The 13,475-nt window shown below is 43.2% G+C and carries 14 protein-coding genes; 8 read left to right on the top strand and 6 right to left on the bottom strand.

The genetic code is table 11. From position 1 onward, the window contains the following. The first annotated feature begins 10 nt into the window (after nt 1-10). The gene (locus Q0386_RS00185; protein ID WP_299025393.1) at nt 11-2,080 is read left to right on the top strand and encodes a M15 family metallopeptidase; all 2,070 of its coding nucleotides are present in this window, start codon (nt 11-13) and stop codon (nt 2,078-2,080) included. 329 nt (nt 2,081-2,409) lie between these two features. Continuing rightward, nucleotides 2,410-2,577 (top strand): hypothetical protein, encoded by a 168-nt coding sequence (locus Q0386_RS00180; protein ID WP_299025390.1) that lies wholly within the window; start codon nt 2,410-2,412, stop codon nt 2,575-2,577. Nucleotides 2,578-2,892: 315 nt separating this feature from the next. Here the strand turns inward: Q0386_RS00180 and Q0386_RS00175 are convergent, their stop codons facing one another. The 3 genes from Q0386_RS00175 to Q0386_RS00165 all read right to left on the bottom strand — a co-directional run bounded on the left by Q0386_RS00175 (nt 2,893) and on the right by Q0386_RS00165 (nt 4,792). Continuing rightward, complete coding sequence (locus Q0386_RS00175) at nt 2,893-3,216, bottom strand: hypothetical protein (protein WP_299025387.1); 324 nt, start codon at nt 3,214-3,216, stop codon at nt 2,893-2,895. Continuing rightward, a complete protein-coding gene (locus tag Q0386_RS00170) occupies nt 3,194-3,691 on the bottom strand; it encodes a DUF523 domain-containing protein (RefSeq protein ID WP_299025382.1) in 498 nt (165 codons plus the stop codon). Before Q0386_RS00170 ends, Q0386_RS00175 begins: the two co-directional genes overlap by 23 nt. Nucleotides 3,692-3,937: 246 nt before the next feature. Then, the gene (locus Q0386_RS00165; protein ID WP_299025379.1) at nt 3,938-4,792 is read right to left on the bottom strand and encodes a D-amino-acid transaminase; all 855 of its coding nucleotides are present in this window, start codon (nt 4,790-4,792) and stop codon (nt 3,938-3,940) included. Between the two features lie 130 nt (nt 4,793-4,922). On the opposite strand from Q0386_RS00165, the gene Q0386_RS00160 reads away from it, so the two are divergent. Then, nucleotides 4,923-5,432 (top strand): hypothetical protein, encoded by a 510-nt coding sequence (locus tag Q0386_RS00160; RefSeq protein WP_299025376.1) that lies wholly within the window; start codon nt 4,923-4,925, stop codon nt 5,430-5,432. On the opposite strand, the gene Q0386_RS00155 is transcribed toward Q0386_RS00160, so the two are convergent. Both Q0386_RS00155 and rsmH read right to left on the bottom strand, forming a co-directional pair. Further along, nucleotides 5,433-5,714, bottom strand: coding sequence for a hypothetical protein (locus Q0386_RS00155; RefSeq protein ID WP_299025373.1), 282 nt, complete (start codon nt 5,712-5,714; stop codon nt 5,433-5,435). Next, complete coding sequence (gene rsmH / locus Q0386_RS00150; protein WP_299025370.1) at nt 5,704-6,636, bottom strand: 16S rRNA (cytosine(1402)-N(4))-methyltransferase RsmH; 933 nt, start codon at nt 6,634-6,636, stop codon at nt 5,704-5,706. The genes Q0386_RS00155 and rsmH overlap by 11 nt, the downstream gene beginning before the upstream one ends. A 54-nt stretch (nt 6,637-6,690) precedes the next feature. Here rsmH and Q0386_RS00145 point away from each other — a divergent pair, with 54 nt between their 5' ends. The 5 genes from Q0386_RS00145 to Q0386_RS00125 all read left to right on the top strand — a co-directional run bounded on the left by Q0386_RS00145 (nt 6,691) and on the right by Q0386_RS00125 (nt 12,710). Continuing rightward, a complete protein-coding gene (locus Q0386_RS00145; RefSeq protein WP_299025367.1) occupies nt 6,691-7,278 on the top strand; it encodes a class II aldolase and adducin N-terminal domain-containing protein in 588 nt (195 codons plus the stop codon). Between the two features lie 119 nt (nt 7,279-7,397). Next, nucleotides 7,398-8,861: a peptidylprolyl isomerase gene (locus Q0386_RS00140; RefSeq protein ID WP_299025364.1), complete on the top strand. Its 1,464-nt coding sequence runs from the start codon at nt 7,398-7,400 to the stop codon at nt 8,859-8,861. 13 nt (nt 8,862-8,874) lie between these two features. Then, on the top strand, nt 8,875-10,305 hold the full coding sequence (gene ftsA, locus Q0386_RS00135; RefSeq protein ID WP_002948629.1) for a cell division protein FtsA: 1,431 nt from the start codon (nt 8,875-8,877) through the stop codon (nt 10,303-10,305). A gap of 18 nt (nt 10,306-10,323) precedes the next feature. Then, nucleotides 10,324-11,478, top strand: a complete 1,155-nt coding sequence (gene ftsZ, locus Q0386_RS00130; protein WP_299025360.1) for a cell division protein FtsZ — start codon at nt 10,324-10,326, stop codon at nt 11,476-11,478. A 299-nt stretch (nt 11,479-11,777) separates the two neighbouring features. Beyond that, complete coding sequence (locus Q0386_RS00125; protein ID WP_299025357.1) at nt 11,778-12,710, top strand: hypothetical protein; 933 nt, start codon at nt 11,778-11,780, stop codon at nt 12,708-12,710. Between the two features lie 287 nt (nt 12,711-12,997). On the opposite strand, the gene Q0386_RS00120 is transcribed toward Q0386_RS00125, so the two are convergent. After that, on the bottom strand, nt 12,998-13,475 hold a 478-nt coding region (locus Q0386_RS00120), incomplete at its 5' end, for a suppressor of fused domain protein (RefSeq protein ID WP_299025354.1).

Here is a 13,475-nt window from a genome sequence, read left to right as displayed (position 1 = left end):
AGGAGCTAGATTGAAATTTTACAAATTTATATTTTCCGTAGCGACGGCGTTAGCGATGCTAGGCGGCTGTGCATCGTCAAAAGATACCCAGGGCGCGGTAAATTTACCCGATCAAGGCGCTAACGCCGCGCCCGCATACGACATGCCCGAGGAGAGCTCGGATGAAAATTTAGGCCACATCAGTTATCTAAAATTTGACGTCGATCAAAATGCAAATGCGCTGCCGATACTGCCTTTTGAGGCTCAAAGTAGCGGCGAAATGCTACTGCAAAAACGCTTTAGCGCGCTTGATCTAAAAGCGCCTTCAACCACCGCAAAAGACGCTTTTTGGGCGCTAGATTACTATAAAAATACGGCAAAAAGGCAGTATTATTTCTCAAATATGCGCAAAATACCAAACGAATGGTTTGAAAAAGTGCGCAAAAACGCTAGCGTAGAGAGCTTTGGCAAGGTTTCTTTGCCCGCAGTAACGACGGCAAACGCGAGTCTGCGAAATCTACCGACCGACGAGGCCGTACTTTATAATCCCGTGCGCGCAGGCGAAGGGCTGCCGTTTGACTACGCCCAGCTATCTTTCGTCTCCATCGGATATCCGCTTTACGTTTCGCACTTTTCGGCCGACGGCGCGTGGGCGTTCGTAGGTAGCGACGCCGCATGGGCCTGGGTGAAATCGACCGAAATCAAAATTCTAAGCGCGGACGGCGTGCGCGAGCTAAAAAACTCTAAATTTCTAAGCATCATTAAAGACGAAGAGCCCGTATACGACAAAAACGGCAACTTTTTATTTTACGGGCGTATAGGCGCGATTTTGCCGTTTCAAAGCGAGGATCAGTTTAAATTTTACGGCAAAATCCAGACCCAAAACGGGCTAAAAAACTACGAGATATCAAAGCAAAACGCGAGCCGCTTCCCGCTTAAATTTAGCGACGAAAACGTAAGAACGCTGGCATCATCGCTGCTCGGGCAAAGCTACGGCTGGGGTGGGTTCGGCGGTAAGCGCGACTGCTCGCTGTTTTTGCAGGATTTCCTCGGTAGCTTTGGCGTGTGGTTGCCGCGAAACTCAAAGGCTCAAGGCCAAATCGGCAAGGTCGTGAGCTTAGCAAATTTAAGCGCGGAAGAAAAACTGCGTGTCATCAAAACGCAAGCCGTGCCGTATAGAACGCTATTTCACATGAACGGGCACATCATGCTCTACGCGGGTATGCGCGGCGACGAACCGCTCGCCGTGCACGACGTCTGGGGCATCCGCACGAAAGATAACGGCAGAGCCATGATCGGCGGCATAGCGATTACGACGCTAAAAATCGGCTCGGATGTCTCCGATATCGATCCAAAACGTTTGCTGGTTTCGCGGATAAACTCCATGAATACCTTTGAAGTGGCTAGCGGCGAGGAGGCGCAGCGTGCGAAAAAATCGGCGATCGAAAAAGCTTACGGTGTAAAAATCGTCGGCAACGAGGTGATTTTCGCTGACGGCAGTAAAATTAAATTTGACGACGGCGAGACAAAAGATACGGCGCACCTGCTAAACCTTGCCGACGTCGAGGATACTTTTGCGCAGCCTTATCCGCTATTTAAGCCTCTAGCTCTACCTAGCAATGACGCTGGCAGATACCGAAACTACGAGCTTTTGGATAAAATTTACGGCGCGAGCGAGGCGGAAGTGAAGGCAAATTTAACCGACGTCGTTTGGCTAAAAAATCACGGCGGCAAGACGTTTAAATTTAACTCCAAAAACGGCGCAGCAGCTGCTCTGCAAGCTGTTTCAAACGAACTTGACGCGCTGGCCCTGCAAAAACCCGAGCTACTAAAATTTCTCGATAATCCATCAGGTACGTTTAACTGGCGCGTGATCGAAGGCACAAAGCGCAAGAGCTCCCACTCCTACGGCATCGCGATCGACATAAACACCGACAAGAGCGACTACTGGCGCTGGAGCAAGGACGGCCGCTACCGCAATCAAATCCCCGAGGAGATCGTGCGCGTCTTTGAAAAGCACGGCTTTATCTGGGGCGGGCGCTGGGTGAGCTTTGACACGATGCACTTTGAGTATAGGCCTGAGTTTGGGCATTTGAGATAAATTTGACAGTAGTTTTGACGATAAATTTGAGTGAAAACAGCTCAAATTTATCGTTATTTTTTGGCTGGTAGCGAGGCGTCGCAGACCGTAAATTTAAGCTACAATCAAGAAGGTGCGAATAAATTTTGCTTTGCCGCTTTTTGGCGTAAAATTTAAGGCAGACGACACGAAAAATCTATCGCTTCTGTGGCAAATTTGAGCTAAACCGGAATTAAATTTGCCGTCAAGTTCAGCTACGTTTTTAGCAAAAACAGGATTAAATTCGGCGGTTTGATTTCGGTAAGCGGGTCATTTTCGCGTTTACGTGCTTTTTGATATTTGGCAAAAATTTGCAAGCGATTGCGAGAGGCTCGCCACCCTTTTTGTTGTTTGCTAAATTTAGCTTTGGTATGGGCTGGGCGGTTAAATTTGACGCCGAAAAGACGCGGTATTGGTTTAGCCTGCGTTTTATAGTTCGTAAATTTTGCGCAAGCCAGACGGACGACGATAAAATTTGACCTGCCGTTTTTTAAATTTAGGGCGGCGATTTGCTGTTTTGCCGTCGCCCATATTTTTTACCGTTTTTACAAATTTTACGCCGCTCGCAAATTTGCTTCCATTCTTGTCGTTTGTTTCATGGCTACGTTTTGCTTGCCAAATTTGGCTACGATTTGATTATACCAAGCCTAAAGCCTCCGAAAATCTTACCGAAAAATTTAGATAAAATTTCAAGCGGTAATTTTTCCAAAGTCTCACTAGAAATTTGATACGCACAAATTTATAACAACTTTTGCGCCGCTAGCTAGCAAATTTTGCCAACAAACCCCTGCTGCTTAATTTACCGCGATCTTAATTCTTTTACTTATAAACGCCTCTTGCAATTCGCTTTCAAACATCCGCTTGATCTCGCTTCCAAGCACGCAGTTAGCATTTCGCTCGAGGTGGTAGATCACGTTTCCTTCTTCGCCCGGGCTTAGGCAGACGCAGTTAAAATAACTCTTATCTGAAGCATTGCCTGAGACAAGGTAAACAAGCCCGCCTTCAGGGATAAAATTTCCCTCCTCCAGCCCGCGCGGCACGGGCATTATTCTAATCGCCGCTCCGGCGTAAAATTTCGCACTGCCAGCTATATCTTTAATGTTTATCCACTTGGCCATTTTGCGCTTCTTTTTCCAAATTTAGCTCTAAAAGCGCGCTTTCGCCGACGACGCGAACGCCAAGTTTTTTTAGAGCCGATGTTGTTAGGCCGTCGCCGCTAACGATCCGCCCAGTAAAGCTTCCGTCATAAATTTCGCCGCTTCCGCAGCTTGGGCTTCGCTCTTTTAAAACCGCGATTTTGCAATCGTTTTTACGGGCGATATCGGCGCAAATTTGCGCGCCCGAAAGAAACTCTCGCGTAACGTCGCGGCCGCTAAATTTAGTCATCACCCGTCCGTTTGAGCAAATTTCGGCAGGTTCGCGCGGGGTCGTTAGCCCGCCCAGATACTCCGGACAAACGGCTACGAGCTCGTAAATTTGATCTAGTTTATCGAGCGTGTCCGCAGAGATAGCATCTGCGTTATTGCCGCCGTTATATTTGCAGTTTTCGCCGAGCAAACAAGCGCTGATTAAAATTTTGGGTTTATTTTTCATCGTTAGTTCCGAAATTTGATGGTTGGCAAGCGTTATTTTGGTTCAAATTTACTAACGCTTCGGACGGCAAATTTACCGCCGATTGGTTAAGCCAAATTTGACGAATTTGGGCTTAAATTTAACACACATCGCGTCAAATTTGACGACCAAATTTTCCAAAAACACCCTTGAAAGCTAGACGCCAAATTCAGCAAATTTTAGCCGCACCATGTAAAACTCAAGGCGGGCTTAAACGCCAAATTTAGCCTAAAGTCCGGCCTCTTTTTTGATTCTATCTATATACATTTGCCTTAGCATAGGTACGTATTTACCGACTTTGCCGCCGTTTATCGGCTTGCCGTCGGCCCTGACGACGGGCAATATCGGTAGCGTCGCAGCCGAGATAAACACCTCGTCGGCATCGTAAACGTCTTGCATCGTAAACGGTCGCTGTCTGATCTCAAGCCCCGCCTTTTCGGCAAAACCTAAAATCACCTTGCGGCGGATACCAGGCAAAATCTCGTTTGAAAGCGGCTTAGTTATCAGGACGTTATCTTTTATGATAAAAGCAGACGAGCTAGTCGCCTCGGTCACAAAACCGTTTTCGACCATAAAGCCTTCGTAGGCGCCGGCTTTTACGGCTTGTTCTTTGGCATAGCACTGCGCCAAAAGCGAGGTGGACTTGATGTCGCGGCGCTTCCAGCGGATATCCTCGACGCTAACGACCTCGATACCGGTCGCCGCGTCAGGGTTTGAGACGATATCTTTTTCGTAGCAAAAGACGAAACAAGTTGGCTTTAAGCCTTTTATAAATTTAAAATCCCTATCGGCGACGCCGCGGGTGATCTGCATATAAACGCCGCCTTCTTTTAGGTTATTTCGCCAGACTACTTCCTCTAAAACTCCCTGAAAATCGCTCTTTGAAAGCGGCAAGCTTAGCTCGATCGCAGCTAGGCTTCTCTCAAATCTCTCCCAAAAATCATCCCTATCCACGAGCCGTCCGTTTAGCACGGGCACCACCTCGTAGATGCCGTCGCCAAAGATAAATCCGCGGTCAAATGCGCTAACTTTAGCCGCTGCTGCGTCTATAAATTCGCCGTTTAGATATACTATTCCGTTCATTTTTTCTCCTTAAAATTTAAGTAATTTTAGCTCAAATACTCTTAAAAAAGCGTTGCTTTAAGGCCAAATTTTAGCTTGGATTACGAAGTTTTTGCTATAATTGAGGCTAAATTTAAGGATAATCATAAATATGAAAAATAACGCGTTTAAAAATTTAATCCTAGAAAATATCTTTGTTATCTCGAAGCAACCAGTGCTGTTTCGCGATCTGCTCGAGGCTAACTGCCTTTTTAACGAAGGCATGTTAGTAGATCCTGCTAAGCTAAATTTTAAATTTCGCTATGCAAGAACTTACCTAGTTTACGGGCTTTTGTGTTTTGTCGTGTTTTTTATTTTACTGCTTTTGACGCACCACCTTTTTACCAAACTCGACTTTCACCTCTCGATCGTTAGCGCGGTAGTGGGCACTTCAGCCGTTTTTATCGGCTTTGATATGTTTAAAATTTGGGCGAGAAAAGCCGTGAGTAAAGAGCTTATAAAAAAGGCCTGGAGCGTGCATTTTCCGTATTTTAGCTACGAAAAATACTCCACAAAAGTCGAGATGATCTACAACGAAGCGGTCAAAAACGAGATCCCGCGCAAAGACTTGGAGCAATACGTCCTAGAGCGCCTAGTCGCGCAGTCTGAAGCCGGGATTTAGTTATTGCAAGATAAGCGGGTCTAAAATTTGATTTTTGTATTTCATTCGCTCGAGTTTCAAGCGAAGCTCTCTATTTTCTTCGAGCAAGACGTCGCGTTTGCCGCTTAGATCGCCGATTTCGCGGCTAATGTAATAAATTTGATTTGTGATGTAAATTTTAGGCAAAAACAAAGCAAGCGCGATAAAAAGCCCCAGATACGCCGTCGCTAACGTTTTATAGTCTAAATTTCGTTCCTTTTTTTGCTCGCCGCTAAACTCTAAAAGCTCATTTTTATCTTGCATTTTTACCTCTTGAAATTTTAAAAATCCTCATTTTCGCGCAGCTTGAGCGCGGATTTGACTTGACTTCGGCAGCGCTTGGCGTTATTGCCTTTTTACTGACTATTTTACCTAGCGCGTTATCCCCTCCGCACGTGCATCTTAGAGCTTGCGGCGGACAAATGCAGCTTTGCGCCCACTGCCTAAATTTATTTTTTACGATACGATCTTCTAGCGAATGAAAGCTGATTATTGCCACGATACACTCGTCGATCTGCGAATCCTCGATGCTTTGTAGCAAATTTTGCAGTTCGCCTAGCTCGTTGTTGACTTCTATTCTGATCGCTTGAAAAGCTAACGTCGCCGCGCTAACGCTGCGCCCGTTTACGCCCTTTAGGCCGATTATTTGCGCGAGGCGTTCGGCGCTTTTTATCTCGCCGCTTTGCCTGGCTTCTATGATTTTGGCGGCAAATTTGGCCGGACTAGGTAGCTCGCCGTAGTCAGCAAATATACGCTCTAGCTCACGCGCACTATAAGAATTTACAACGTCGTAAGCTGAAATTTTAGCCTGCGCATCCATACGCATATCTAAATTTTCGCTCTTTAGTCCAAAGCCGCGCTCGTTTTTATCGAGCTGCAACGACGAAACGCCGATGTCGGCCAGGATACCGCGGATTTGAGATTGTTCTACTTTGCCCAAAATTTCTGAAAATTTGCTCTTAAAAATTTGCGCTCTTTGGCCAAATTTTTTAAGTCTTTCGGAGCTAAATTTGATTGCTTCTTCATCTTGATCGCAGGCTATCAAATTTACGTTTTGATTTTGCTCTAAAATCGCGCTAGAATGCCCGCCGTATCCGAGCGTACAATCGACAATCACGCCGCTTTTTATATCCTCAAAAGCTTGCAAAACTTCATTAAGTAGCACGGGAACGTGTGGGGAGTTCAAATTTAGCCTTTATTTTTTGTGTATAATAACAAAAAAAGTTTATAAAAGGTTAAAATGGACTTAAAATACTGCGCAAGCGAGATCAGCAACATCGCTCTTTCGATGTTTAGAAAAAACTTTTTCGGCGTCTTTCACGGCTCTATTTCAGCTAGAATTCAGCACGACTCTTTTTTGATAAATAAAAGAACGACGATTTTTGATAATCTCAAAGAAGAAGATCTCATAATGCTAAACTCAAAAAGGGATTATCGCTGGAACGATGCGAGCATAGACGCGGACATCCACCTAAATATATACAAAAATATAAACGAAGCCAAATATATCTGTTATGCCATGCCACCTTATCTAACAGCTTATACTTTGGGGCATTCTTTTATCCGTCCGAGGGATTTTTTTGGTTATATCAAACATCACGAGATCCCGATCTATGATCCAAAACAGTTTGACGACTGGTATGAGCGCGCGGATACGGAAATTTATCGCTATATGTTAGAGAATAAAACTAACATAATGGTTATCAAAGGATACGGCGTATACGTACACAGCAGGACTCCGTATCAGCTGGCAAAAGACGTCGCGATCCTTGAAAATACGTGCAAATTGCTAAGCATAGCTCGCCTTTACGAATCTGAACGAAACTAACGTCTTTAAAAATGTTAATTTTTTTGAAATTTTATCGATAAAAAGCGCGTTTTTAAGGTGATATTTACGATATTTCAGTAAAATAATGCATAAAATTTTTATAAATTTGAAGGAATTAGATGATAACTTGGATGCAAAAGCATAGAAAATACCTCGTCGTGACGATCTGGGTAAGCACGATAGCCTTCGTCGGAGCGGGCTTCGTCGGATGGGGAGCATACGATCTAAATGCAAGCAGAGCTAGCTCGGTAGCTAAGGTCGGGCACAGAAATATAAGTATCCAAGAGTTTCAAAACAGATACGGTCAGCTTCATGCGTACTATAGCCAGCTTTTTGACGGACAGTTAAGCGACGAAAAGGCAAGTGAGCTAGGCATAGAAAATTTAGCTTTAGAGGCGTTAGTAAACGATGCTATGCTTTTAAATTTCGCAGATGACTTGGGGCTGGGCGTAAACGACGAAGATATAGTAAAATACATCATTGCAGATCAAAATTTCCACTCGAACGGTGAATTTGACAAAGAGCTTTACAAAAATACTTTAAAAAGAGCCAGAACTACTGAAAGCGAATACGAGGAGAGCCTAAAAAACGTAATACTTTTAGATAAGCTAAGACATGCTATAAATTTACCCGCAAACGCTCAAGATATAGATATGCTAACGGCTAGCTTTTTGATGCAGGATAAAATCTCTATGAAAGTCGTAGAGGCTGGCGCAGACGAAATAAAAATAGATGAAGATGCACTAAAAAAACTCTGGGAAGAGCACAAAAACGAATACAAAACCATGACCGAATTTAAGCTTGATACCAAATTTGTCCCGGTTATATCAAGCAATGCAAATACTAACGAACTAACGGAATTTTACAACGAAAACAAAAACGAATATAAAGGTAGCGACGACAAAATAAAAGAATTTGAGGCTGTTAAAGATGAAGTACTAAAAGACTACAATCTCAAACAAACCAAAAAAGTCGCGCTTGAAGAGTATCTAAAAATAAAGAAAGACGAGAAACAAGCAGATGCATCGATAGCTACATTTGAAGATAATGCGAGCTTGCCGATGGACGAGCTAAAACTAGCAAAAAAAGGCGATACCCTAAAGCCGTTTGAATACGAAGACGGCTATATGATAGTAAAGGTAAAAGAGATCATAGCACCGAGAGTAATGAGCTTTGATGAAGCGAGGGATCAAATTTTAGAACTTTACAAAGAACAAAAAACGAAAGAAATCGCAGAAGCAAAAGCAAAAGAGTTGCTTGAAAAAGGATTTCAAGGTACCGATATAGGATTTGTTAGTAGAGATACCGTGAAGGCCGAGGGCGGGTTAAGCGAGGGCGAGTTTAATATATTCGTCAATCGCCTTTTTGAAAAAAGCGGCAAAAAAGGCTATGTTGTACTCGGCGATAAAGCCGTAGTTTACGAGATAGTAGAGCAAAAGCTAACAAACAGCGAAAAAGAGAAAGAGTATAAAGAGATAATAACGCAAAATGTAGGCTTCTTGAAAAATAACGAGCTCATTAGGGATTTAACAGCTATGTTGTCCAAGCGTTACCAAGTAACAAATTATTATACAAAAAAATAAGAAGGCATCTGTTTTGAGTACTAAAATTTTAGGTATTGACGTAGGTTCTGTTCAAATTTGCGCTGTGATAGGCCAGCACGATGAAACAGGACTTAAAATAATCGGAATAGGAACTGCAAAAACTCAGGGTATAAAAAAGGGCGTAATAACAAATATCGAACTCGCATCAAAATCAATAAAAAGCGCTTTAATAGACGCTCAAAGAGTGGCCGGCACAAGATACGAAAAAGTAGTGGTTTCAATCTCGGGAGCCTATACAAAAAGCGTTGACAGTAACGGCGTGGTAAACGTTCCCACGTATGAAATAGGCATAAAAGAGATACAACGCTCAATGTCTGAGTCTGAGCGAAGAGCGCAGATACATAGCGACTACGAAAAACTACACATACTTCCTTATAATTTTAAAGTAGACGATCAAGAGCATATAGAAGATCCTTTAGGTATGAACGGTAGCAGGCTTGAGGTGCAAACGCACATCATAATGGCGCAAAAGTCATCTCTTAGCAATCTAAGAAAAGCGTTAAATTTGGCTGGAGTCGAGCCTGATAATATCGTACTTTCCAGCTACGCTTCGGCTATCGCGACGCTAAATCAAGATGAAAAAGATTTGGGTGTAGCATTTATAGATATGGGCGGTGCAACTTGCAATATGATAATTCACTCCGGAAATTCGATAAGATATAACGAATTTTTAGGCATAGGTTCGTCAAATATAACCAATGATCTATCAGCAGCGCTTCATACGCCTATTTTAAAAGCTGAAGATATAAAATTAAATTACGGAATTTTGCTAAATAATGCCAACGAACTAGTTGAGATCCCGCCTATTAACGAAGATGGCAAGGTGCAGGAAGTATCTCTTGACGTTATTTCAAACGTCATATATGCAAGAGCCGAAGAGACACTAATGATACTTGCAAAAATGCTCGAGGATAGCGGATACAAAAACTCAATAGCCGCAGGCGTAGTTCTTACTGGCGGCATGACTAAGCTTGAAGGCATCAGAGAGCTTGCTATAGCAGTATTTGACAATATGCCGGTGCGAATAGCAAGACCAAAGGAAATGGAAGGGCTATATGAAATTTTAAGAGATCCAGCAAATTCTTGTGCGATCGGACTTTGCATGTACGGTGCAGGCTACTTTACGCCTTATGAAATCGACTCTGAAAAGAAAATGCGATATAAAGACGAGATTGTAGTAAAAAATAAGATTTTAAAAGATATAGTCTACGACAATGGAGTAAAAATCGAAGATAAAAAAAATATCGAAGAAGTCGATAATAAAATCTTTAGAGGAAGCACTCTAGATGATAACTATATAGATGATTTAAGAATCGATGATGACAGAACTTTACAAGACGAACTAAATGAAGATTTAAATAAAAAAGAAAAAAAGCCAAATATTTTTTCTGTGATTTGGAATAAAATAACACAACTATTTTAAAAGGAGATTGGATCAACTATGGGTAACTTTATGGTAGAAGAGAAAAAGCCTTCATACGGCGCAAAGATAAAAGTAGTAGGCGTAGGCGGTGGTGGTGGAAATATGATAAATCATATTATTAGAGAAAAAGGCGATGAAATGGATATCGATCTAATAGTCGCCAATACCGATGTAAAGGCACTTGATAGCTCTTTGGCCTTTACCAAACTACAGCTTGGAGAAAAGATTACAAAAGGTCTTGGTGCTGGTATGAATCCTGACGTAGGAACCAAAGCCGCCCAGGAAAGTTACGAAGAGATCAAATCTACGCTTGAGTACTCAGATATCGTATTTATAGCATCAGGCCTTGGAGGCGGTACCGGTACAGGCGCAGCTCCGGTAGTAGCACAGGCAGCTAAAGAGATCGGCGCTCTAACAATCTCAGTAGTTACTATGCCGTTTGATTTTGAGGGTAAAAAGCGCTACAATCTAGCCCTAAAAGGTCTTAACGAGCTAAAAAAAGAGTCCGACTCTATAGTTGTGATACCAAACCAAAGACTAAAATCCCTTATAGACAAAAAAGCTGGTATAAAAGAAAGTTTTAAAATAGTTGATAACGTTTTAGCTCGAGCCGTCAGCGGTATGTGTACCATAGTTCTTGATTCGGGAAATAGCGATATAAATTCTGACTTTGCCGACGTCAAAAAAGTCATGGAACACCGCGGTATGGCACTACTTGGCATAGGCGAATCAGAAGGTGAAGGCGCAGCCCAGGAAGCAATAAAAAATGCAATACAATCTCCATTGCTAAGCGACATTACCATAAACGGCGCAGTGGGCGTTCTGGTACACTTTAAATATCATCCAGATTCTCCTTTCAGTGATATAGAGGAAGCTATGTGCCTAGTACAAAATGCTGTAGATGATGATGCTGATATTATATTCGGTACAACAAGCGACGAAAATTTTGAGAATAACAAAATTCAAGTTACTATAATAGCCACCGGCTTTAGAGACAAAGAGGAAGAAAGGCCTACACCCGTAGCCTCTACGCCCGACGCTGCATTTAAAAAGTCAAGAAATCCTATTTTAGATGAAAGAATCAGCAGACTAAAGGTTAGTGGCGGATACAATAGCGAAGAAGCAACTAATATGCTAGAAACGCCATCGTATATCAGAAACCAAATGGATTAATGAATAAGGATTGGTCTTCCAATCCTTTAAAATTTAAAGCACAATAATTAGGTGGTAAGTTAAATTTTATATTATTCTAAATCTGGCTAAAAATTAAGTTGCAAGTAATAAATTGATTTTTTAACAAATTATACTATATTTCGTTAGTCACAATATATTCAGGATATTCTTATTTTACAATAAAATTATTCCGCTAAAAATAATTTCAAAAACATAGTTTTTAGATTTTATACTACCCCAAAAACACTATAATATAACGCCAAAAGCAAACCCAAACGAGCGAGTGCGATCTATCACAGATGTCAAACGCGCCCGGCAGCCTCGCTTCGGCATCGCCGCAAGCGAATGAGCACGACGTATCGCGAGCTAACGTAAATTTAAATGAAGCGTGCGATGCGGCAAGCGCCGTTAAATTTAACGCAGACGTGTTCAAGCCAGAAGCGAGCGAAAATCTTAAAGCTGGCGCAGTCGAATATGACTCTAAATCTAACTCAAACAAATCCAACTCCGATAAATCACAAAAAGCACCGAACGATGAAATAAGCTTTGGCGGTGAGAAATTTAGCCTCAAAAGATACTGCGGACAGCGCGTATATCACATAATCTTTCCGCGCGGCTATTTCGGCGCACCCTATGCGGCGCATCTGGCAAAGCTTCATCCGACCTGGCGGTTTGAGGGCGGCGAGGTAAGCTATAAGCTCGGCGGGGTTTTGGACGAGGCGGACGGCGATGCGCAAAATCCGCTATTTCATCTCATCACGCTTGACCCGCTGCCTCGTGACTTGCCCGTGCGATCGCTGCCGCGCCTAATCCTCGCCGCTCACGTTAGAGAGGTAAACGAAGGCGAGATAGTCTTTTACGAGCACGACGCGCAGGGTATGCCACGGCGTATCGGCGAAAGGACGCAAGTCGAATACGTGCAGGACGAGCCGATAAAGGAGTGCAAAGTAACACTTGTGCCCACGCCGGCGCGCTGGGCGGCTCAGGACTGGGGGATGTCAAACAGTAGACAAAACCTCGCACGCATCGGCGGCGAGCCCTCGTGGATACAGGGCGCCTCGGTGCCGACGTGCCCGATATGCGGCGAAAAGATGGAGTTTTTGATGCAGCTTGATAGCGGGCTTCCTAGCGGCGAGCAAGGAGGCGAGGTGATGTTTGGCAGCGGTGGGATTTTATATGTATTTTGGTGCGAGTGGACGCAGGTGAGCGCGTTTTTTATGCAGTGTACGTGAGTAATTTTGCTTTTTATAAATTAACCAATAAATTTGAGCGCATTTGCGTATAACCAAAAATCAGCTAAATATGTTGCTACAAATCCAATCATTTCGTGTTTGTGCAAGATGAGATTTTTAGACAAAGCTAAGTCGGTTAAATTTTACTGATTTTTATGAGAAATCGGATATATAAATTAGAAATTAATAGCAAAAGAGATAAAAAGAGTCGGTAGAGGCTAGCAAATTCCAGACTCATTACTCACCGGCAAGGTTAGAATTACCTTGCCGATCTAATTGCAATTAAATCAAACGTATTCTTTCGTTCGCTTTAAATCGGTGATTAGCAAAGGATTATCCTTGCGCATCACGTTTATCAGTTTCTCTACGCGCCCCGTGGTCGGGTCTTCGCGTAGCCAGTCTAGCTCGCTCTGCGTAATGCCGACCATCTGCAAAAACTCGACTCTACCGTTTGGCGTATCTATACCGCCTAGTACTGGATCTGGCGCGAAGACGACGCCTACTAGTTTAGTATCGGTATTAAGGCGCAGAGGAGAATTGGTCGGTATAAAATGATAAGCCTCGAACCATTTTTTGCTGCTATAGACGTATTTGGCGAAATTTTGCATAAGAGATATCGCCCAAAAAGGCTCATGCGGGACTACTGAGCCATCACTGGACTTTGAGTTTGGATCGTCCGTAAACGGCACGACACGCATACTAAACTCAAATCCCCAGCCGCTAAATTCCTCCTGAGAGCTTTGTGGATCGTAGTAAAGCTTGCTC

This window comes from uncultured Campylobacter sp. (assembly GCF_938045625.1).
In the GTDB taxonomy this organism is placed as follows: domain Bacteria; phylum Campylobacterota; class Campylobacteria; order Campylobacterales; family Campylobacteraceae; genus Campylobacter_A.
Note: the sequence above shows the minus strand (reverse complement) of the source record. Positions and strands in the feature narration are given on the sequence as shown.

Excerpts from the sequence above, each read along its gene's own strand:
- Q0386_RS00140 (WP_299025364.1), top strand. The coding sequence starts at position 7,398 with ATGATAACTTGGATGCAAAAGCATAGAAAATACCTCGTCGTGACGATC.
- Q0386_RS00155 (WP_299025373.1), bottom strand. The coding sequence starts at position 5,714 with ATGCAAGATAAAAATGAGCTTTTAGAGTTTAGCGGCGAGCAAAAAAAG.
- Q0386_RS00170 (WP_299025382.1), bottom strand. The coding sequence starts at position 3,691 with ATGAAAAATAAACCCAAAATTTTAATCAGCGCTTGTTTGCTCGGCGAA.
- Q0386_RS00165 (WP_299025379.1), bottom strand. The coding sequence starts at position 4,792 with ATGAACGGAATAGTATATCTAAACGGCGAATTTATAGACGCAGCAGCG.
- Q0386_RS00145 (WP_299025367.1), top strand. The coding sequence starts at position 6,691 with ATGGACTTAAAATACTGCGCAAGCGAGATCAGCAACATCGCTCTTTCG.
- Q0386_RS00175 (WP_299025387.1), bottom strand. The coding sequence starts at position 3,216 with ATGGCCAAGTGGATAAACATTAAAGATATAGCTGGCAGTGCGAAATTT.
- Q0386_RS00160 (WP_299025376.1), top strand. The coding sequence starts at position 4,923 with ATGAAAAATAACGCGTTTAAAAATTTAATCCTAGAAAATATCTTTGTT.
- Q0386_RS00125 (WP_299025357.1), top strand. The coding sequence starts at position 11,778 with ATGTCAAACGCGCCCGGCAGCCTCGCTTCGGCATCGCCGCAAGCGAAT.
- ftsZ (WP_299025360.1), top strand. The coding sequence starts at position 10,324 with ATGGGTAACTTTATGGTAGAAGAGAAAAAGCCTTCATACGGCGCAAAG.